General features: G+C 69.3%; 17 protein-coding genes. 4 read left to right on the plus strand and 13 right to left on the minus strand.

What is annotated here, in order from left to right; genetic code table 11:
* Positions 1-11: 11 nt before the first annotated feature.
* From FHX50_RS05470 to FHX50_RS05490, 5 genes are read right to left on the minus strand one after another with little or no spacing between them, the layout of a single operon-like run.
* Positions 12-1,475, minus strand: coding sequence for an ATP-binding cassette domain-containing protein (locus FHX50_RS05470; RefSeq protein ID WP_183375148.1), 1,464 nt, complete (start codon positions 1,473-1,475; stop codon positions 12-14).
* Complete coding sequence (locus FHX50_RS05475) at positions 1,472-2,278, minus strand: energy-coupling factor transporter transmembrane component T family protein (protein WP_183375150.1); 807 nt, start codon at positions 2,276-2,278, stop codon at positions 1,472-1,474. Before FHX50_RS05475 ends, FHX50_RS05470 begins: the two co-directional genes overlap by 4 nt.
* Complete coding sequence (locus tag FHX50_RS05480) at positions 2,275-3,111, minus strand: histidine kinase (RefSeq protein ID WP_183375152.1); 837 nt, start codon at positions 3,109-3,111, stop codon at positions 2,275-2,277. The genes FHX50_RS05475 and FHX50_RS05480 overlap by 4 nt, the downstream gene beginning before the upstream one ends.
* On the minus strand, positions 3,108-4,214 hold the full coding sequence (locus FHX50_RS05485) for a nucleoside hydrolase (RefSeq protein WP_183375154.1): 1,107 nt from the start codon (positions 4,212-4,214) through the stop codon (positions 3,108-3,110). The genes FHX50_RS05480 and FHX50_RS05485 overlap by 4 nt, the downstream gene beginning before the upstream one ends.
* Positions 4,211-6,427: an MMPL family transporter gene (locus FHX50_RS05490; protein WP_183375156.1), complete on the minus strand. Its 2,217-nt coding sequence runs from the start codon at positions 6,425-6,427 to the stop codon at positions 4,211-4,213. The genes FHX50_RS05485 and FHX50_RS05490 overlap by 4 nt, the downstream gene beginning before the upstream one ends.
* A gap of 103 nt (positions 6,428-6,530) precedes the next feature.
* Here FHX50_RS05490 and FHX50_RS05495 point away from each other — a divergent pair, with 103 nt between their 5' ends.
* On the plus strand, positions 6,531-7,106 hold the full coding sequence (locus FHX50_RS05495; protein ID WP_183375158.1) for a 1-acyl-sn-glycerol-3-phosphate acyltransferase: 576 nt from the start codon (positions 6,531-6,533) through the stop codon (positions 7,104-7,106).
* 4 nt (positions 7,107-7,110) lie between these two features.
* Here FHX50_RS05495 and FHX50_RS05500 read toward each other — a convergent pair whose 3' ends face one another.
* Both FHX50_RS05500 and FHX50_RS05505 read right to left on the minus strand, forming a co-directional pair.
* The gene (locus FHX50_RS05500; protein ID WP_183375160.1) at positions 7,111-7,272 is read right to left on the minus strand and encodes a hypothetical protein; all 162 of its coding nucleotides are present in this window, start codon (positions 7,270-7,272) and stop codon (positions 7,111-7,113) included.
* 305 nt (positions 7,273-7,577) lie between these two features.
* On the minus strand, positions 7,578-7,991 hold the full coding sequence (locus tag FHX50_RS05505) for an amidohydrolase family protein (protein ID WP_183375162.1): 414 nt from the start codon (positions 7,989-7,991) through the stop codon (positions 7,578-7,580).
* A 142-nt stretch (positions 7,992-8,133) separates the two neighbouring features.
* Between FHX50_RS05505 and FHX50_RS05510 the strand changes: the two genes are divergently transcribed.
* Positions 8,134-8,682: a hypothetical protein gene (locus FHX50_RS05510; protein WP_183375164.1), complete on the plus strand. Its 549-nt coding sequence runs from the start codon at positions 8,134-8,136 to the stop codon at positions 8,680-8,682.
* Between the two features lie 15 nt (positions 8,683-8,697).
* Here FHX50_RS05510 and FHX50_RS05515 read toward each other — a convergent pair whose 3' ends face one another.
* The 3 genes from FHX50_RS05515 to FHX50_RS05525 form a co-directional block, all read right to left on the minus strand.
* Positions 8,698-8,913, minus strand: coding sequence for a zinc-binding dehydrogenase (locus FHX50_RS05515; RefSeq protein ID WP_183375166.1), 216 nt, complete (start codon positions 8,911-8,913; stop codon positions 8,698-8,700).
* Positions 8,914-9,161: 248 nt separating this feature from the next.
* Complete coding sequence (locus FHX50_RS05520) at positions 9,162-10,235, minus strand: magnesium transporter CorA family protein (RefSeq protein ID WP_259923574.1); 1,074 nt, start codon at positions 10,233-10,235, stop codon at positions 9,162-9,164.
* Positions 10,236-10,367: 132 nt separating this feature from the next.
* Positions 10,368-10,574, minus strand: a complete 207-nt coding sequence (locus FHX50_RS05525; protein WP_183375168.1) for a cold-shock protein — start codon at positions 10,572-10,574, stop codon at positions 10,368-10,370.
* 482 nt (positions 10,575-11,056) lie between these two features.
* Between FHX50_RS05525 and FHX50_RS05530 the strand changes: the two genes are divergently transcribed.
* On the plus strand, positions 11,057-13,804 hold the full coding sequence (locus FHX50_RS05530) for a cation-translocating P-type ATPase (protein WP_183375170.1): 2,748 nt from the start codon (positions 11,057-11,059) through the stop codon (positions 13,802-13,804).
* 36 nt (positions 13,805-13,840) lie between these two features.
* Here FHX50_RS05530 and FHX50_RS05535 read toward each other — a convergent pair whose 3' ends face one another.
* From FHX50_RS05535 to FHX50_RS05545, 3 genes are all read right to left on the minus strand, one after another.
* Positions 13,841-14,281 carry a YtoQ family protein gene (locus tag FHX50_RS05535; protein WP_183375172.1) on the minus strand — a complete coding sequence of 147 codons (441 nt, stop codon included), beginning with the start codon at positions 14,279-14,281 and terminating at the stop codon, positions 13,841-13,843.
* 296 nt (positions 14,282-14,577) lie between these two features.
* Positions 14,578-15,471, minus strand: a complete 894-nt coding sequence (locus FHX50_RS05540; RefSeq protein ID WP_183375174.1) for a MerR family DNA-binding transcriptional regulator — start codon at positions 15,469-15,471, stop codon at positions 14,578-14,580.
* Between the two features lie 123 nt (positions 15,472-15,594).
* Positions 15,595-16,131 (minus strand): GNAT family N-acetyltransferase, encoded by a 537-nt coding sequence (locus tag FHX50_RS05545; protein WP_183375176.1) that lies wholly within the window; start codon positions 16,129-16,131, stop codon positions 15,595-15,597.
* A gap of 342 nt (positions 16,132-16,473) precedes the next feature.
* Between FHX50_RS05545 and FHX50_RS05550 the strand changes: the two genes are divergently transcribed.
* Positions 16,474-19,597: lamin tail domain-containing protein (locus tag FHX50_RS05550; protein ID WP_183375178.1), on the plus strand; the 3,124-nt coding region annotated here is incomplete at its 3' end.

Raw genomic sequence — 19,597 nt, forward strand, 5'->3', positions numbered from 1 at the left:
TGGCAGCGTGCTCAGCTGATCCGACCGCTGTCCAGATGCAGCTGCCGGTGGGCGACTGCCTGGGCCCAGTGCTGGTCGTGGGTGGTGGCGAGGACTCCCCCACCCCGCTGCAGCTGCATGTCGATCAGTCCCACGAGCCGGCTCATCGAAGCGGCGTCGCGCCCGAGCGTCGGCTCATCCAGCAGCAGCACCGGTGGGCGCCGCAGCAGCGCCGCGGCGATCACCACGTCCTTGCGCTGCGCCGCATCCAGATCGAACGGGTGCTCATCCGCCGCCTCCACTAGGCCGGCCGCGCGCATCAGCTGCTGCACCTGCTTCTCCCGCTCGCGGATCGCCTCGTCGCGGACGTGGCGGGGGCGGCGCGGCAGGGGCGCGGCCCGCATCAGTTCGTCCCGCACGGTGGGGGCACTGAGCTGCGCGCCCGGGTCCTGCCCCACCCAGCCGAGGTGGGCGGAGCGCTCATGCGTGGGCAGGCGGGCGAGGTCGACCCCGTCGGCCGTGATCGTCCCGCTGACTTGGTCGCGGCGGTCGAGTGTGCCGAGCAGGCTGCGCAGCAGGGTGGACTTCCCGGCCCCGTTCGGCCCCATCAGCGCCACCACTTCCCCGGCGTGGACGTCGAGGTCGGCGCCGCGGAGGACGGGACGGTCGCCGCGCGCGGCGTGGAGGCCCCGGACGGCCAGCAGAGGGGCCCCGCGGCGGCCGGCTGTGGGGGTGGGCCCCGGGGCGGGGGCCGACGCAGCCCGCGCATCCCATACCCCCGCAGCCCGCACAGCATCGGCGGTGAGCGGCAGGGACGCGAGGCCGGAGGGGCCGAGGGCGAGGACCTGATCGGCGGCGGTGGCGAACTCGTCCACCTGGTGCCCGGTCACGAGCACCGCGCCGCCCGCGTCGCAGTAGTCGCGCAGCATCGCAGAGAGGCGGCCTCGCATCGTCGGGTCGAGGGACAGGCCCGGCTGGTCGAGCACCAGCAGATCCGGCTGCAGCCCGAGCAGCGCCGCGAGCGCCACCAGCTGCCGCTGCCCGCCGGACAGTTCGGTGACCCGCCGGTCCCACAGGTCAGTGATCCCGAGGTCGTTCGCGGCCGCTTCCGCACGGGAGCGGGCGGTGGCGGCGCTCACGCCGTGCAGGCGCGCAGGCAGCTGCAGTTCGTCGGCGACCCGGGTGGTCATGCCGGTGAGCTGCGCTTCCGGGTCGTCCCCGAGCATGACCGCGGTTCCGGCATCGCCCCTCGGGGCGGTGACGCGGATGGTGCCGCTGGTCTCGCCGCGGTCGTGGAGGAGACCGGTGACGAGGCGGCACAGCGTGGAGGTGCCGGCGCCGACGGGGCCCAGCACCGTGTGCATCTGCCCAGCGGGCACCCGGTGGCGGAGGTCGGCGAGGACGGGCGGGAGGAGTCCGTCGGCGGTGCGGTAGGCGAAACCGGCGCCCTCCACCAGCAGCACGGGCGCCGCCTGAGCGGGATCCGCCGGGCTCATCGGGTGATCACCTCCAGCAGCTGCGGTGCGCTCGGCAGCGGGATCAGCCCCGTCATCACCGCCGCGGTGAACGCGACGGCGCCCAGGGGCAGGATCCAGCGCACCGCCCTGGATGCGGCGGAGTCGGGATGGTCCTGCAGTTCCGTGGGCCGGCCGCCGCCGACGCCGCGCTGCCCGGGCGCGCCGAAGCCGCGCTGGGTGAGGGTGTCGAACCGCTGCTCGACCCCCATCAGCACCGCCGTGAACAGGCCCGGCACGAGCGTGCGGATCAGGCGGATGCGCACCGCCCAGGAGCGGGTGTCCCAGCCGCGGCAGGCCCGCGCCTCCAGCATCTGCACGGTCCGGGTCCGCACCAGCGGAATCAGTCCGAGCGCGGCGGCGCACACGTACGCGATGGGCTGCGGCACGCGCAGGCGGGTCAGGCCGTCGAACAGGCGCGCGGAGTCGTTGCCGAGACCGAACGCGGCGCACAGACCCACCATGGCGGTCAGGCGCAGCCACAGCTGCACCGCGATCGCCGCGCCCTGCAGCGTGAACTGCGCGATCGCTGCATCCCACAGGATGATCGGGTCGGCGCCGCGGTAGAAGAACCCCTGCACCACCATGGCGAACAGCAGGGTGGGCAGGCAGATCAGCGCCACGGCCACCAGCCAGGATCGGAAGCGGATCGCGGGGGCGGCGGCGACCGCCAGGACGGTCACGAGGATCAGTGCGGCGGGCACCAGCGGGGAGGCGAGACCGAACACCAGCAGCAGGGCGCAGCCCAGCGCAACGATCTCCGTGGCGGGGTGCCAGCGCGTCATTCGGTGCGGCGGGGCCGACGGGTGAAGCGCGTGAACGGGTACCGGTCGGTGATGCGCCGCGGCAGGCCGTGCACCACCGCGAACGCGAGCGCGAAGATCAGGGCTTTGTCGGCGATGTCGGAGACCAGGGACTGCGCGAGGGTGGCGTGCAGCATCTCCATGCCGGCGGCCTGCAGGATCGCGACGACGCCGGCGGTGGAGGAGCCGACTCCGCCGCCGTAGATGTAGGCGGCGACCGGGGCGCCGAGGGCAGCGGCGGGGACGCCGGCGACGGCGCCGGCAAGGACGGCGGTCCAGATGCGGCGGAACAGGCCGAGGCGGGCGGCCCAGCCGGCGGCGGCGCCGATGAACGCGGCGCCGGTGGAGAACGCGATCACGCCCGGGTTGATGGTGACGCCCCACAGGATGTTCGTGAGGATGCCGGTGAGGGCGCCGGCGGCTGGGCCGGCGAGGACGCCGATCATGACGGTGCCGATGGAGTCCAGGTAGAGCGGGATCGGGGTGTAGACGCCGACGATCTGGCCGACCGCGATGTTCAGGGCGATTGCGACGGGCATCAGGCCGATGATGCCGCGGGGGATGTAGGAGAGGCTGCCGGCGGCGATCAGGATGCCGCCGAGGAGGTAGCCCGCCATGGTCCAGAGGGCGGCGGGCCCGAGCTCAACATCGAGGTTGGCGGGCTGAGTGAGGATCACCGCGATGTAGGTCGCGGCGATGACGAGGGTCCCGGCGGTGATGAGGATGAGCGGAAGCGGGCTGCGGGTGGGGTGCTCGGGGGTTTGTGCGGGACCCGTCCGGCGGACGGACCCCTGCCCAGATGCGGGGAGGGTCATGATCGGGGGCCTTTCATCAGCGCTGCGCTGAAGATCTGTAGGAAGGCATCGGCATCGATGGTACGGATGAGCTCGGCGTTCGGCTCCCGGCCCCATCGTCCGAGCCAGTCGGCGACGGTTTCGCCGCGTGTCAGTGTACCGGTGCACTCCACGTCCACCGGAGCCATGGCCGTCTGCGCCCAGGGGAGGCCGGCCGACGGGTTCCGGGCCCAGTCGACGGCGCAGGCGAGGACGAACGGGTCATGGGTGTGGGCGAGGCAGCCGAGGCCGTCCCATTCATGGAACTCGAAGTAGAACCGGAGGGCCTCACCGAGCTGGTTCAGGACGGCTCCCCACCCGGTTGCGAGATCGTGGCCGTAGGCGGCGGCGCCGTCGAGGATCGCCTGCAGGCGCTCGGGGGTCATGACGACGGCTTCGGTCGCTTCGATGGGTGCGATCACCGGGGCGTGCGGGGTGTGACCGGAGAGATGAGCGCCGCCGAAGGCGCGGATCACCGCGGCGGTCGCCTCCGGGTCGAAGGTGACGTTCCATTCGGTGGTGGGGTGGGTGTTGCCGCGATAGTTGAACGCTCCGCCCATGATGAACAGCCGCTTGAGAAGCCGCGGCAGCTCCGGCTCGAGCTCGAGGGCGAGCGCGAGGTTCGTGGCGGGCCCGAGCAGCACGCCGATCAGCTCACCGGGGTGGGCGCGAGCGGCCTCGACCCAGGCGCGGGCGGCGTCCCGCCCGTCGGCAGCGGGCTCACCGTCGCCGGTGGACGGGCCGACGGGGACGTCGGGCAGCTGGGCGTAGCCGGCGCCCGTCGGCCCGTGTGTGAGGTCCGCGTACTCCGGTTCGTCCCGCCCGGCTGCGAACGCCGGCGGTCCGTGGTGCCAGGCGAGCGGGAGCGCGTGGCCCGTGTGGACGGGGACGTCGGTGCGGCCCGCGAGGGCGAGCCAGCCGCGGGTGTTCGCGGCGACCTGCACGGTGGAGACGTTGCCGCCGCTGGCGGCGATGCCGGTGATGGTGACGTCGTCCTGGCAGAGGAGGTGGGCGAGTGCGAGGGCGTCATCGATGCCCGGGTCGCAGTCGACGAACACGGGGATCGGGGTGGTCCGGTCGGTCATGCCTCTATTGTGGCGCGGCCCGACGGAGTCGAGTCGCGGCGGTGCGCATCGCGTGCGCCACGAGCAAGCGGCGACGGCCACCAGATCGCATCCCCGATCCACAGGGCGAGCGCCGGCACCAGCAGGGCGCGCACCACCAGCGCGTCGATCAGCACACCGAGCGCCACGATGATCGCCAGCTGCAGCAGGAACTGGATCGGCAGCACCAGCAGCGCCGCGAACGTCGCAGCCAGCACAATGCCGGCGTTGGTGATGACACCGCCGGTGACGGCGAGGGCGCGCAGGGTGCCCACGTGGGTGCCGTGGCCGACGGATTCCTCCCGCACCCGGGTCATGAGGAAGATGTTGTAGTCGATTCCGAGCGCCACCAGGAAGACGAACGCGTACAGCGGCACGGAGGGGTCCGACTTCCCCTGCCCGATCAGGTGGAAGATGACGGCGCTGATGCCGAGAGCGGTGCCGAAGCTCAGCACCGTGGTCGCCAGCAGCACCAACGGCGCCACGATCGCCCGCAGCAGCAGACCCAGCATCACCGTGATCACGACGAGCACGATCGGGATGATGACGGAGCGGTCGTGGGCGGAGGTGTCGTTCGTGTCGAGGTCCACGGCGGTGGTGCCGCCGACGGCCGCGTCCGTCCCGTTGAGGCCGTCGCGCATCGCGATGATGGTCTGCTCCGCCTCCAGGGAGTCGGCGGCGCTATCGAGGGTCACGGAGAACATGACACGGTCCTCCAACACCGTCGGCTCCGCCTCCACGGCCCCGGGCGGGCCGGCACCCGGCGGCGGGGTCTGCACAGTGCCGTCGTCCCCGATGGGGAGGGTGCCCGACGGGGAGTCCTGGGAGATGATCGCGACGCTGTCCACCCCGTCGGTCTCCGCAATCGCCTGGGCGACCTCCTCCTGCCGGTCTGCGGGGGCGAGAACATAGGTGGGGGAACCGGAGCCGCCGGCGAAGTGCTCATCGATGACGGCCTGGCCGTCACGGGCGGAGGAGTCGCCGAGCACCAGGCTGGACTGCGGGACCCCGTCGGCGTCCAGGAGCACGAGGCCGGCGCAGCCAGCGGCGAGCAGCAGCGCCACCCCGGCCGCGACGCGCTTCGGGCCCCGCTCCACCCAGGCGCCGAGCCGCGCCCAGAAGCCGCGGGCACCCTCGCCGTGCAGGACAGGATGCGCACTGCCGTTCTCTGGGGCGCGCGGCCACAGGGCGACACGGCCGAACAGGGCGAGCAGAGCGGGCAGGAACGTGAGGGTGGCGAGCACCGAGCAGGCGATGCCGATGGATGCGACCGGGCCGAGCGCGGCGTTGGATCGGAGGTCGGACAGCATCAGACACAGCAGGCCCGCGATCACGGTGCCGGCCGACGCGATGATGGGGGCGGCGACCTCACGGATCGTGGCGAGCGCCGCCGACGCCGCCGAGGCATGGTCCCGCAGCATTTCGCGGTAGCGGGCCACGAACAGCAGGGAGTAGTCGGTGGCGGCACCGATCACGAGGATGAACAGGATGCCCTGCACCTGCCCGGTGATGGTGAGGACATCGGCGCGGGCGAGAGCCACGTTGATGAGGACCGCAGCGCACAGCGCGGTCAGCGAGCTCAGCAGCACGATCAGCGGCAGCAGCGGCGAACGGTACACCGCCACCAGGATGATCAGCACCACCGCGAGCGCCACGATCAGCAGCAGCCCGTCGATCCCGGCGAACGCCTCGGTGAGCTCCGCGGTGAACGCGGCGGGGCCGCTCACCCACGAATTCAGGCCCGACGGAGCCCTCTCCTGCACCGCTGCGCGGATCGTCTCCACCGCGCTCGCGGTGTCCTGATCCGACGGGACCGTCACCACCAGTTGAGCGGCCTCGCCGTCTTCGGAGGGGATCACGGGTGAGGATTCGGCACCGGGAACAGCGGCGAGAGCGTTCTCCCGGGCCGCGGTGAGGGCCGCGGTGTCGTCCTTCGTGATGCCGCCGGGCCGTTCGGCGATGACGATCGCGGGGATCGCGTCAGACCCGGTGAAGCGGGTGATCTCCTCCTGCACGCGGGTGGATTCGGCGCTCTCGGGCAGGAAGGTGGAGCGGTCATTGGTGGAGACGTCGCTGATGGAGCCGAAGCTCATGCCGCCGAACGCGAACACGATCAGCCAAGCGAGGGTCAGCAGCGCCGGAATCAGAAGACGACGGAGGCTCGGGGGGCGGCGGCTGGCTCGGTGAGGGCTCATAGGCTGAGTGTCCCGCATCCTCGGCCCGCGACCAAGCGCGCCGGCCCCGTCGCGCCCCGGGAGGTGGGGCCGCGCGGTGGTGATCACCCGGTAGTCTGACCGCATGATCACCCGATTGATCGCCCGCCTGTTCTGGGCAGCGTCCTCGTTCACCCTCACCACCGAACACGACCGCTCGCGTCCCTCGATCCTGCTGGGCGCGCCCCACACCTCGAACTGGGACTTCGTGTACATGATGGCGATCAACTGGCAGGAGCAGCTGCATGTGCGCTGGCTCGGCAAGCACACCCTGTTCCGCTCCTGGTACGGGCCGCTGTTCCGCGCTGCCGGCGGCATCCCCGTGGACCGAGGGAATCCCCGCGCCGCGGTCGCCGATCTGCTCGCAGAGATGGAGCGCGGCACCCCGTTCAACCTGGTGATCACCCCGGACGGCACCCGCACGAACAGAACCGACTACTGGAAGTCCGGGTTCTACCGCATCGCCCGCGCGACCGGCATGCCGGTCACCCTCGGCTTCATCGACCGACCGAACAAACGGGTGGGACTCGGTCCGACGATCGACATGACCGGGGACGTGAAGGCCGATATGGACCGGATCCGCGCGTTCTACGCCGACAAGCTCGGCTGGCATCCCCAGCGCCGGGTGGAGCCGCGTCTGCGGGACGAAGAGGACCGCTGAGCGCTCAGCCGACGAGCACCTCACCGGCGTCCACCACGACGGCACCTCCGGCGATCGCGAGCTCACGGCGCGGCGCGCGCATCAGCGCATCCAGAGGACCGGTCGCCTCCATCAGCACGATGTCCGCGCGCGAGCCGACCTCGAGGTCATGGGTCTGCCCGCCCACGAACGGGTGAGTGTGACCCGTGGCGATGTCCAGGACGTTCTGCAGTTCGTGGTCGTACCGCGCCCAGTGCGGCGGGCGAACGTGGTGGCGATCCGAAGCATGTCGCCGTCACCGTACGGAGCCCACGGGTCCCGGATCCCGCCGGTCCCCAGGCCCAGAGGCAGACCATGCTCCCGCATCTCAGGCAGCGTTAGCGGCGCGGAGCCGACGGGTGCCGGAGTCGTGCAGGTAGATGTCGAGCCCGCATCCGTGCCGCTGAGCGATGCCGAACAGCAGGTCGAGCTGGCCGACGGGGTCACGGTCGATCAGACACGGATCCAGACCGCCGATGTGGGCGACTCCGGCGGAAGCGGCTTCGTCGAGCAGCCGATCCACACCGGGACGACGCAGCACACCGTCCTGCGGGAAGGCGACCATTCGAGGTCGATCGCGTCGCCGAGCGCCGCGTTGGCTTCGCGCACCACTTCGAGTCCGCGCAGCCCGATGCCGAGGTCGACGTCCACGTGGCTGCGGACCCGGGTGGTGCCGTGGCGCAGGAACTCCCGCAGAACATTCACGGTCACTTCGACGCCGGGGATGCCGAGGTCGTCCCGCATCTTGCGCTCATGAGCAATGCGGCCGTCGGTGCCGCCCTCCCCGCCGTAGGACACCCAGTCGCGTCCCCACCAGGACTTGTCGGCGTGGGCGTGGGCGTTGACGAACCGGGCAGGGGGACCCATCGGCGGGCATCGCACCCGTCGGCCCGCTCCCCTACTCTCGGAGCATGACCACTCCGGGTCCACTGATCCTTCCGCTGCTGGATCCGATATCCAATGCCGCGAACAGTCCCGTTCCGTCCCGTTCTCACCTTAGGCTGGTGCCATGAGCTCCGTTCCCCCGCCCTCTCCCCGTCCCGGTGCACAGCCGGTGGGCCGCCAGGTCCCCGTGGTGCCGGAGAAGTCCGCGTCCCGCCTCTGGATCCTCGGCGCCTGCGGCTGCCTCGGTCTGATCGTCGCGATCTCCATGGTGATCGGCGCCTGGTTCCTCTGGGGGCAGCTCGAGGCCGGCACCCTGAAGCAGGGCGGCGAGTCCAGCCCCACCTCGGTGGATCTGAGCTCACCGGAGGAGACGCTGAAGTCGAACCTGCAGGCCACGGTGAACGGCGACTGCGAGACGGTGAAGGAGACGTTCACCCCGGATGCCGCCGCGAGCATCGACTGCGCCAAATGGTCGAAGGGCTGGCAGGGGCTGACCAAGGTCGACTACACGATCACACAGGGGCAGAAGAGCTCGGACGGCTCCCGAGTCAAACTGACGGTGGACACCCGGTTCACGTGGGAGGACGGCAGCACAGAGCCGGCCACCATCGAGGTGGAAACGGAGAATGTCAACGGACAGTGGCGGATCTTCCGCTTCGAGAAGGTCACCTGAATCCGCACGCCCGGCTCAGGCACCGATTTCGACGATGACCTTGCCCTTGGAGCGCCGGGATTCGAGCCGTTCGAACGCGGCGGCGTAGTCGTCCAGCGGGAACCGACCGTCGATCGGGAGGGTGAGGGCGCCGGAGTCCACCAGTGCCACCAGCTCCTGCAGCTCCCGGCCGTTCGGCTCCATCAGGAAGAACTCGAAGCCCAGCCCCGCGCGGGCTGCCGCGCGGCGCATCCGCCGGCTGCCCAGGCGTTCGGCGAGCAGGGCGAGGGGGATCCTCCGCTTCTGCGCTACGGGGGTAAGGCTGCCGGGCGTGGGCGGCGACCTGCACGGCGATCTGACCTACACCGCCTGCTGCACCGGTGATCAGCAGGTGCTGCCCGGCGGCCGCGTTCAGATGCCGGGGGCCGAGCCCCTGCTGACCGCCTGAGACCGGCGCGGCGCTGCTGGCCCGGCAGCAGCCCGGGGCGGCACCCGTCGGCCTACAGCCAATCCTTCTTCTTGAACAGTGCGAACAGGCCGAGCGACAGGCCGAGGATCAGGGCGACGCTCAGCCAGAAGCCGAACGCGTTGTTGAAACCGGGGTAGGGGACGTTCTGACCGAACCAGCCGGTGATCGCCGTGGGGATCGCAATCAGCGCAGCCCACGCTGCCAGCTGCTTCATGATCGTGTTCAGCCGCGCGTTCTGCAGCGACAGGTTCGTTTCGAACACGCTGGAGACCATGTCGCGCAGCGATTCCGTCCACTCGGACGCGCGCAGAACGTGATCGTAGAGGTCGTCGTACCAGGAGTCGAGCGACCCACCGGTCCGGCCACGATGTCGAATCAGCGTGTTGACCACTTCCCGCATCGGCAGCACCACTCGGCGCAGCTGGACGAGGCTCTTTCGGTACCCGTACACCTTCTGCTCGAAGTCGCTGTCCGTGCCGCCCTCTTCGAAGAGGACGTCCTCCAAGTGCTCAATCGCGTCGTCCAAGTCCTGGATCACCGCGAAATGCCCGTCCACCACGGAGTCCAGCAGACCATAGACCAGTGCCGCGGCGCCCTCCGAGATCAGATCGGGGGCGGCGTCCCAGCGGCGGACGACATCCTCGAGGTCGAAAACGCGGCCGTTGTGCGTGGTCCGGATCGTCAGCAGCCCCCGCGGGAGCACGAAGCCGCTGATGCGCGCCGGGGACAGTTCGGTGCGGACCTCCCCCTCCCCTGCCATGGAGCGCACGTCCACCCCATACACGGTGAAGAAGATGTGGTCGGAAGATCGGCTCGCCTTCGTCCGCTCATGCGGCGCGAGGGCGTCCTCCACCGCAGCGGGCGAAATGCCGAGCTGCTCCGCCAGCGCCAGCAGCTGCTCTGCGGTCGGGTCCAGCAGGTCCGCCCACACCACTGTGCGGTCGTCGAGGAGCTCCTCCGCAAGCCGGGCGGGCGAGACGTGCGCCGCGATGCATTCGCCGCCGCGCCACACGCGGGCATCGGTCAGGGCGAGGTTGTCTGCAGCGGCATCGGCAACTGCGCGCGGGGCGCGGGATCGGTCAGTCGGTTCGTCAGGGGTGTGCACGCCGCGATTCTGGCACAGGTGACTGCGGGCCCCGTCGACCCCGAACGCTGTGCAGGTGGTGACCGACAGTGGGTCGGAAAAGAAGGACCGCCGCCCGGGTGTGTCGGCGGTCCTGTCACACGCTGGGGTCGATCAGCCGATCACGGTGAGGTTCGACGCCTGCAGGCCCTTCTGGCCGCGCTCGACGTCGTACTCGACCTTCTGACCCTCGTCGAGGGTGCGGAAGCCGTCGGCCTGGATGGCGCTGAAGTGGACGAAGACGTCCGCGGAGTCGTCGTCTGCTGCGATGAAGCCGAAGCCCTTGTCGCCGTTGAACCACTTGACGGTACCGGTAGCCATGATGAAATCCCTTCTGGCGTGGGCGCCCGCATCTCGGACGTCCCGGGGCGCTTGCTCGATGCACGATTCAGAAGGAACTGGGCCTTGCAATGCCGACCGCCGGGGCTGTCAGCACGAACTTCACTTCCGAGCAACGATTCACACACTACCCCGGGGCGGGTGGGAGCCAGCGGGATGTGTGCCGCAGCGCTCCTTTTCACCGGGCCGTCCCGCCGTGCAGAGCTGCCCCGAGGCTCGCGGGGCGGGCCGGGCGCGAGCGTGGCGAGCGGGGCCGGTCGCGGGGCGGGGCGTGCAAAAGTTGGAGCAGAACTCACCTGCGGCGGGATTCGGCCTTCCGATCCGGCGGAAATCTCCAGTTTGTGCACACCTGGACCTGTGCGCACCGGGGTCAGCCCTGTCGATCGCCGGGTTCGGGGCAGTGGATCGCCGTCACCAGGCTGAAGGCCCCGCGGTGGCCCCGAAAAGCGGCATAGGCTCGAGGTATGAGCAGCGCAGCGCAGTCCCCCGTCCCTCCGCCGGCGGGCCCTCCCCTCACCCCTCCCCCGGCGGACCCCCATGCGTCATCGGCTTCCGACATCCTCACCGCGCTCGACGCACAGGTCGCGACCGGGCTGAGCGCCGCTGACGCGACGCAGCGCCGCGAGCACTTCGGCAGCAACGAACTCGCCTCCGCGCCCCCGGTGCCGATCTGGCGCCGCGCCCTGGCGCTGGTCGCCGAGCCGCTCACCTACCTGCTGCTCGCAGCGATCGTGGTGTCGGTGATCGCGTGGGCGGCGGAGGGCATGCACGGCCTGCCGGTGGATGCGATTGTGATCGCCGCGGTGATCGTGCTGAACACCGTGATCGGTCTCGTGCAGGAGCTGAAGGCCGCTGACGCGGTCGCAGCGCTGTCGCAGATGACGAGCCCGCACGCCACCGTCACCCGGGACGGGCGGCAGATGGAGATCAAGGCAGCGGACCTCGTCCCCGGGGACATCCTCCACCTCGGTGAGGGCGATGCCGTCCCGGCGGATGCGCGCCTGGTCCGGGTGGGCCACCTGATGGTGGCGGAGGCGGCGCTCACGGGCGAGTCAGTGCCGGTGGAGAAGTCCGCGGATGAGGTCGCTCGCAATGCGGCACTGGGCGACCGGACGTGCATGGTGTTCTCCGGGACGGCCGTCACGCAGGGCAGCGCGACCGCCGTGGTGACGGGGACGGGCGCCGCCACGGAGATCGGGAAGATCGCTGACATGATCTCGGACGCCGGCGAAGTGGAGACGCCCCTGCAGAAGGAGATGGCATCCGTCGGCCGCATGCTCACCATCGCGGTCATCGCCATCGCCCTGATCGTCATGGTCGCGGCGTACCTCGCGACCGATGACCATTCGCTGTCCTCCATCGTGACGGTGCTGCTGCTGGGGGTGTCGCTGGCGGTGGCGGCGGTGCCGGAGGGGCTGACGGCGATCGTGTCGATGGTGCTGGCTCTCGGTGTGTGGGAGATGGCCCGCTCCAACGCGATCGTGAAGAAGCTGGATGCGGTGGAGTCGCTGGGCTCAGCGGGCGTGGTGTGCACGGACAAGACGGGCACGCTGACGCAGAACCGGATGACGATCGAACGGGTGGTGACCGCTGACGGTGACCAAGCTGCGTCGGACAGTGCCGCCGCTGCGACGCTGCAGCTGGGGGCGCTTGCCTCGAACGCGCGGCTCACACCGGAGGGGCCGCTGGGGGATCCGACGGAGGCGGCGTTCCTGCTGGCCTGCGCTGACGGCCCGCACACGATCCCCGGGTGGGAGCGCATGGATGAGCTGCCGTTCACCTCGGAGCGCAAGCGCATGTCGGTCGCGGTGACGGGTGAGGCCGGGGAGCCGCTGCTGATCATGAAGGGCGCGCCGGATGTGGTGCTGGCGCGATGCTCCCGCATCCGCACCGCGGGCGGCGATGCGCCGCTGGATGAGGCGGGTCGCACCGGCATCGAGGGCGAGATCGCGCGGCTCGCGGGGGACGCGTACCGCACGCTTGCGGTCGCGATCCGGGAGGCCGACGGAGGCCGCGCCTGGACGACTTCCGGCGACCTGACGGAGGACGCCGAGCAGGACCTGACGTTTGTGGGGCTTGCGGCGATGATCGACCCGCCGCGCCCCGAAGCGGCCGATGCGATCGCCGAAGCGCAGCACGCAGGGATCCGGGTCATCATGATCACCGGTGACCACCCGCTGACTGCGGGCCGCATCGCTGAGGACCTCGGCATCAACCAGCCGCAGGTGATGACGGGCGCTCAGGTCGATGCCCTGGACGATGCCGAATTCGCCGACGCGGTCAGCGGCACGTCCGTGTTCGCCCGGGTGAACCCGAGCCACAAGCTGCGGATCGTGCGCCACCTGCAGGAGAGCGGCACGGTCGTCGCGATGACCGGTGACGGCGTGAACGACGCCCCTGCGCTGAAGCGCGCCGACATCGGCGTGGCGATGGGCATCACCGGCACGCAGGTGTCCCACGACGCCGCCGCCATGATCCTCACCGACGACAACTTCGCCTCCATCATCACCGCGGTGGAGAAGGGCCGCGGCATCTACCGGAACCTCACGAAGGTTCTGCGGTACCTGCTGTCCTCGAACATGGGCGAAGTGCTCACGGTGATGGGCGGTGTGTTCCTCGCGGGGCTGCTCGGGCTGACTCAGGCCGACGGGTCCGTGCTCCTGCCGCTGCTGGCCACGCAGATCCTGTGGGTGAACCTGGTGACGGATTCCCTGCCGGCTCTGGCGCTGGGTCTGGATCCGGTGGATGACTCGGTGATGCAGGATCCGCCGCGCCGCCCGGGTGATCGGGCTCTGAACGGCCCGGAGTGGGCTCGGATCCTGTGGACGGGTTTCGTCATGGGCGCGCTGACGCTGCTGACTTTGGATGCTGGACTGCCCGGCGGCCTGATCGACGGTTCCGATGATGCGACGACGGCGCGGACCGTCGCGTTCACGGTGCTGGTGGCGCTGCAGATCGCGAACGCCCTGTCGGTGCGGCACGCGCACCGCAGCATGGCGGTGGGCCTGTTCACGAACGGGAAGCTGTGGGCGGCGCTGGGGATCACGCTCGGCCTGCAGCTGCTGGTGCTGTACGTCCCGCTGCTGAACACGGCGTTCTCGACCGTGCCGCTGGACGGCGCGCACTGGCTGGTGGTGCTGGGCGCCGCGGTGGTGTTCCTGCTGATCGAGGAGGTGCGCCGCCTGATCGTGCGGATGCTGCGGCGCCGCTGACGGGCGTGTGCCAGGACGGCGCCGGGCGCGGTCCTCTCAGCCCTTCAGGACGTACTGGAGGGTCTGGACGACCTGATCAGTGGTGCGGCACCAGGCCTGGGCGTCGGCGTCGACTTCCTTGAGCGGGTGGACGATGTCCTCGTCGTGGAGGGTGATGTAGGGGGTGCCGAGGGCGGAGCAGTAGCCGGCGTCGAACGCCGCGTTCCACTGCTTGTACTTGTCGCCGAAGCGCACCACCACGAGATCGGCCTGCTGGATGAGTGTGCGGGTGCGGATCGCGTTGACCTTGGAGGACTGGTTGTCGCGCCACCAGCCCTCGGGGGCGTCGCCGAGGTGGTCACCGGCGGCGTCGCTGGCGGGGTGGTCGGTGACCGGCGCGGTGAAGGTGATGTCGAGGCCGGCGGCTTCAGCACCGCGCTGGACCTCCTCGCGCCAGTCGGAGTGGATCTCGCCGGAGAGGTACACGGTGAAGGTCATGGTGCGGCTCCTCTGTCGCGTCTGGTGTGCGGGTGGGCTGCCGCCATCGTAGCCGCCTGGTCGGGGCGGCCGACGGGTGCTGGCCGTTCGTCATCCCAATCCTGGCGGCATGGATGAGGATGCGCTGCGGATCACCGGAAGGAGTCTGGCGAACACCTCCGCGCTCACGCGGGCATCCGCGGACCGGTAGTGCCGGACGACGGGGTCTCGGGTCACCACCTCTGCACAGTACCGATCAGCCCAGCGCCACGAGGTCGGAGCCCCGTGGCGCCGGGGCGGTCCTCACGCAGCCGCGTTCACTGCCCCGCAGGCAGCGTCAGGCTGTACTCGAGCTCGAACCCGTCGGCGGTTTCCCTGGTCTGCTGCCGGACGCAGAAGGGGTCCGCTCCGGCCTGCTCCGCCACCAGGGACAGCGCGATCCCCGCGCGCTGCGGAAGCGGGCCACCGGCGAGCCGGTCCTCCGGGCGCTGGCGTTCGCTGTCGGCGCTGTCAGCGGCCGCGACGCTCTCGGCGACGAAGGCCTCGACACGGTCAGGCAGCTCCCCGGTCATCACCGGGTGCCCATCGATCGTGAAGTCCGCCCGAATCCTGTCATCAACGGGAATGCAGCACGCCGTCTGGATAACGCTCGGGCGTGCAGATTCAGTGCGCAGCTCCATCCACGAGTGGTGCTCCCCCGCGTCCTGAGCGTCGACCAGCCCCCGTGACGCGAGTTCAGCGAACAGGCCGGAGGACAGCTCCGCCACGCGCCCGAAGCACTCCTCAGCTGCCTGCCCATCAGCATCGTCGACCAGATCACGCAGATCCAGAGGAACAGCGACGCCGACCCAGGGCTGTGCTGCGCAGCTGCGTGTCTTCACCGCACTCAGATCGATGTCCTGCCAGTGCGGGGCCTCCTCCAGTGCCCAGTCCTCGAGTTCTCGCTGCGCAGCGAGTTCGGCTCGGCGCTGGGCGAGCAGCTCATCGATCTCGGCCGGATGGGTGAGCGCCCGCTTCATCTGGGAGATTCCCATACCGGACGTGCGCAGCACCCGCAGCAGTGCCGCGTCGCGCAGCTGTGAGGCCCGATAGGAGCGGTAGCCGTTGAATTCGTCCACTTCGGCTGCGGGGAGCAGACCGATCTCGTCGTAGTACCTGAGCGTCTTCACGCTCAGTCCTGTGCTGTACGCGAACTGTCCGATGTTCATCATCGCAAATCCCTTCTGCTGTGTCGTCAGCACGTGCTGACACCACAACCGTGCGGCATCCAGCAACTGGAGGGTCAAGACTCCGGGCCGGCTGGAAGGCACGAGGATCCATGGCGGGTCCCGCTGCTAGTGGTCGATCATCGGGATGGGGTCGAAGGACGGCGAAGGATCAGACCTGAGCCGCCCATAGGTGTCAACGTCGATCCGCTGGCCGTCCACGAGGAACTTCGCCCGCTCAGTCCCCTCCTTCACGAACCCGGCATGTCTCGCCACTGCTCCGGATGCAGGGTTGTTCACGCGGTGCCCCAGCTCGAGACGCTCCAGCCCGCCCTCGCTCAGAGCCCACGTCGCGACGGTGGCGGCCGCCGCGGACATCCACCCGCGTCCGCGGGCCGCGTCCGTCATCCAGTACCAGAACCACCCGTTGAGGTTCATGCCATCGACGCTCACGCACACGAGGCCGACCAGCTCGTCCTCGGCGACAATGGCCCAGGCCTCGTGCGGCGCACCCGCCTCCGTCAACCTGTTCACATAGCACTCTGCATCGGCAGGAGTCGACACATCGCCCTGGCGCGCCATGTCGGGGTTCGATCGGAAGGCCGACAGCACCGCTGGAGCATCGCCGGGCCGAAGCCGGCGCAGAACAGGGGACGCGCCGCTCATGCGACCTGCCTGGGTGCTCTCACTGCGATCTGCTCGTCCACGATCTCGATCTCCTCCTGCCAGCTGTCCGCACAGTCTTCGTCCGCACCGGACGGTTCCGTGACTTGTCGAAGAATACCCGCTGTCCTACCGGCACTGGCCCCAATACGTCACTTCTCATTCACCTGGCCGCCACGCGCGCACCGTAGAGGTATAGGTCCCTATCCCCCGATGAAAGAGACGCACGTGTCCCCTCTTTGGCATGCTCAGGCACGCAGAACCCCCGCTTTCTCCTCCCGCACACTCGCAGCAGCCGCACTCAGCTGCTCGATCGTCATCGCCCCCGCAGTCCTTCCTGCCGGTGTGGCTCCTTCGGTCATCCAGAGCGCGTCGGCCGCTGCTCCTGAAACGTGGCCGCTCATCGTCACCGAAATCGCCCCCGACAACAGCGGTGTGGACAACTTCGAATTCATCGAAGTCACCAACCCCGGGACCGAACCGGCAACCATCGGTGACGGCGGCCTCGCGCTCAGCTACATCTATGCCGACTCCGCCGACACGGCGAAGGACGTCCCGCTCACGGTCGAATCCCCCATCACCGTGGAACCCGGTGAAACCGTGGTGCTGTGGCTGAACTACACGAGCACCACGGTCGACACATCGGCATACACCGCGGATGACTTCAGAGCAGCATGGGGCATCGATGCCGACACGCGCGTGGAGAAGATCGAAGGCCAGCCCGGCATGGCGAACGGCGGCGAACGCGGCATCCGCATCTCCGACGCCTCCGGCAGCGAAGTGGTCCGCGCCTTCTACCCCGCAGGAAGCGTCGGGGCCGGAAAGACCATCCACTTCCGCACGCCAGCCGATGCCGCGGCACGGTCCCTCGACGTCTTCGCCTCACTGTCAGCCCCCACCGCCGGCACGGTGGACCCCCAGCAGCTCGACGACCGGCCAGCCCCGGACAAGCCCGAGAAGCCGTCGGACCCTGACCCCGGCGCACCGGATCCGACAGATCCCGGAGACCCCGCGCCCACCGTTCCGGGCCCAGGCCCCGACACCACCGTGGGTCACCTCATGATCACGGAGCTGGTCCCCGACTCCACGAACGTCGGCGGTTCTGACGGCTACGAATTCATCGAGATCTACAACCCGACCACCGAACCGATCAGCCTCGCCGACTACCAGCTCCGCTACCTCTACCCCACTGATGACCTCACCATCACCAACGCCGCCGTGTGGCCCATGAGCCCGGGCAATGCCGTGGTTGAGCCTGGAAAGACCGTGGTGGCATGGGTGAAGAACGGTCCCAATGCGGATCTCACCAAGGAAGACTTCGCAAAGAACTACAACGTCGACCCGAACTCGTTCGAGCTCGTCGAAATCGAATCAGCAGGCATGGCGAACGGGTCGATCCGCGGTATGGAGATCCAGACCCGCGCGGGCGATCCGGTGCACCGCGTGTTCTACAACGTGGGCGGTGCCCACGACACCGGCCCAGACGCCGGCATCTACTACACCGTGGATCCCAAGGACTTCGCCACCGGCACGATCATGGAGAAGTCTGCGGCCACACCGGGCTCAGCTCAGCCGGGCCAAGTGCCGAGCGAACCGGTCGCTCTCAACCCCGACACCGCCGCCCCCGAGATCGAGGACCGTTCGCCCGCCTCCATCGACCCCTCGAAGGACGCCCAGCTCACGTTCGCCATCAGCGACGATGTGCAGGTGCGCCGAGTGGAGGTGTCGCTCTCATCAAGCTCCGACGCCACGCCGCAGGTGCACAACCTGACGAGGAACGCCGACGGCACGTTCACGCTCACGATCCCGCAGGCGGACCTCACCGGCAAGAAGCACTTCGAATACTCGGTGGTGGCCTCGGACGGCACGCACGAGTCGACCCTGGACGCTGTCCGCGTCCCAGTGGACGGCGCAGACACTGATCCGCTGCGCCTCAATCTGACAGACGGCCAGTTCGTCAACGGCACAGTGCCCGTTTCCGCAGCAACCGACAGCCCCTCCGACGAGCCGGAGGTGTGCGTGGACGGCACCACACTCACCGGGGCGAAGCCATCCCTCGAGACCTCACCGGTCTTTGCGTTCGAGGCGTCGCAGACCGACACCTACTTCCGCAACGGTGTGCTCGTAGGCGACGACGTGCTGCACGTATTCGACGAGGGGCTCTACGACAAGTGGGACACGATCTCCACCGACGTGCCCCTGACATATGTGACTCAGGGGAAGAACCTGCAGCTCGATATCGCCGCGGGAACGAAGGCGAAGCCCGGCATCGACGAGAACGAGAACAACGACGACTTCACCGTCCGGAATGTGCGCCTCATTCTCCCCGACGGCCGCACGCTGCGCGCCCCAGGATGGGACAACCCCGACACCATCATCCAGGTTGGGGATTCCGCGGGCAAGGTTGAGATCCTCAACGCGAAGTTCGACATTCCATCCGATGCCTTCACTGCTCGTTCTGCCGATTGGGACACCACGACGGTGGCCGACGGCGAGCACACCGTCTGCGGAATCGGACCTGATGGATCGCGCGTGGAACGAACCGTCATCGTGGACAACACCGGGCCGGAGATCACGTCACCGATCGCCGACGGTGCGGAACTGCGAGGAGAGTTCCCCGTGGACTTCTCCGCCACGGACACGGGCTCGGGTCTCGAATCGGTGACTGCAGCACTCGACGGTGAACCGGTGGAGTCCGGTACGGTCTTCTCGAGCCTCACCATGAAGCCGGGAACCCACACACTGGTCATCACGGCGAAGGACACGGTGGGGAACACCTCGAAGAAGACGATCACCTTCACCACGCCGCTGGAGCAGCCGTCGGGCGAGATCGTCACCGAACCCGGAGCGGAGCTGAGCGTCTGCACCGATTCGTCCCTGACGGCGCAGGTGTCTGACCCGAGTGGGGATGCGCTGGGCGTGTCGTTCCGGGAGGGACACAGCGCGTCACTGTCCAACGGCGCTCTCACCGGTACAGGCGGTGCAGTGCAGGATGCGGACCAGAGCGAACGCACGGGCGCGGAGGTGAGCGCTGGCAGGGCAACGACCTCGGATGATGCGCTGCCCTTCCATGCCTTCACCACGCCGGTCCCTGAAGGCTCACCCGAGGATTCGCTCATCCGTGTGGCTTGGAGCGGCACAACCGACCCCGGTGCGCGTGTGCGCCTCCTGGTGTGGAACACCGAGAAGAGCGCCTACGAGGAAGTTGACGTCACGCTCACCGACTCGAAGTCCGGTGCCGGCACGCTCGAAGCGATGGTGCCCCTCGCGGGACACACCGTGGATGGTGAGATCCGCGCTGTGGTGCAGCATTCGGAAGGATGGGCGGGCAAGAACCTGTCCGACCGTTCGACCGCGGTCACACCTCACCACCCGGACGACACTCCGCGCAGCGACTACGACTTCACCTTCGGGTGGGAATCGGACACGCAGTACTACAACGAATCGTACTTCGAGAGCCAGCTGGCGA

This window comes from Helcobacillus massiliensis (assembly GCF_014191425.1).
GTDB lineage: Bacteria > Actinomycetota > Actinomycetes > Actinomycetales > Dermabacteraceae > Helcobacillus > Helcobacillus massiliensis.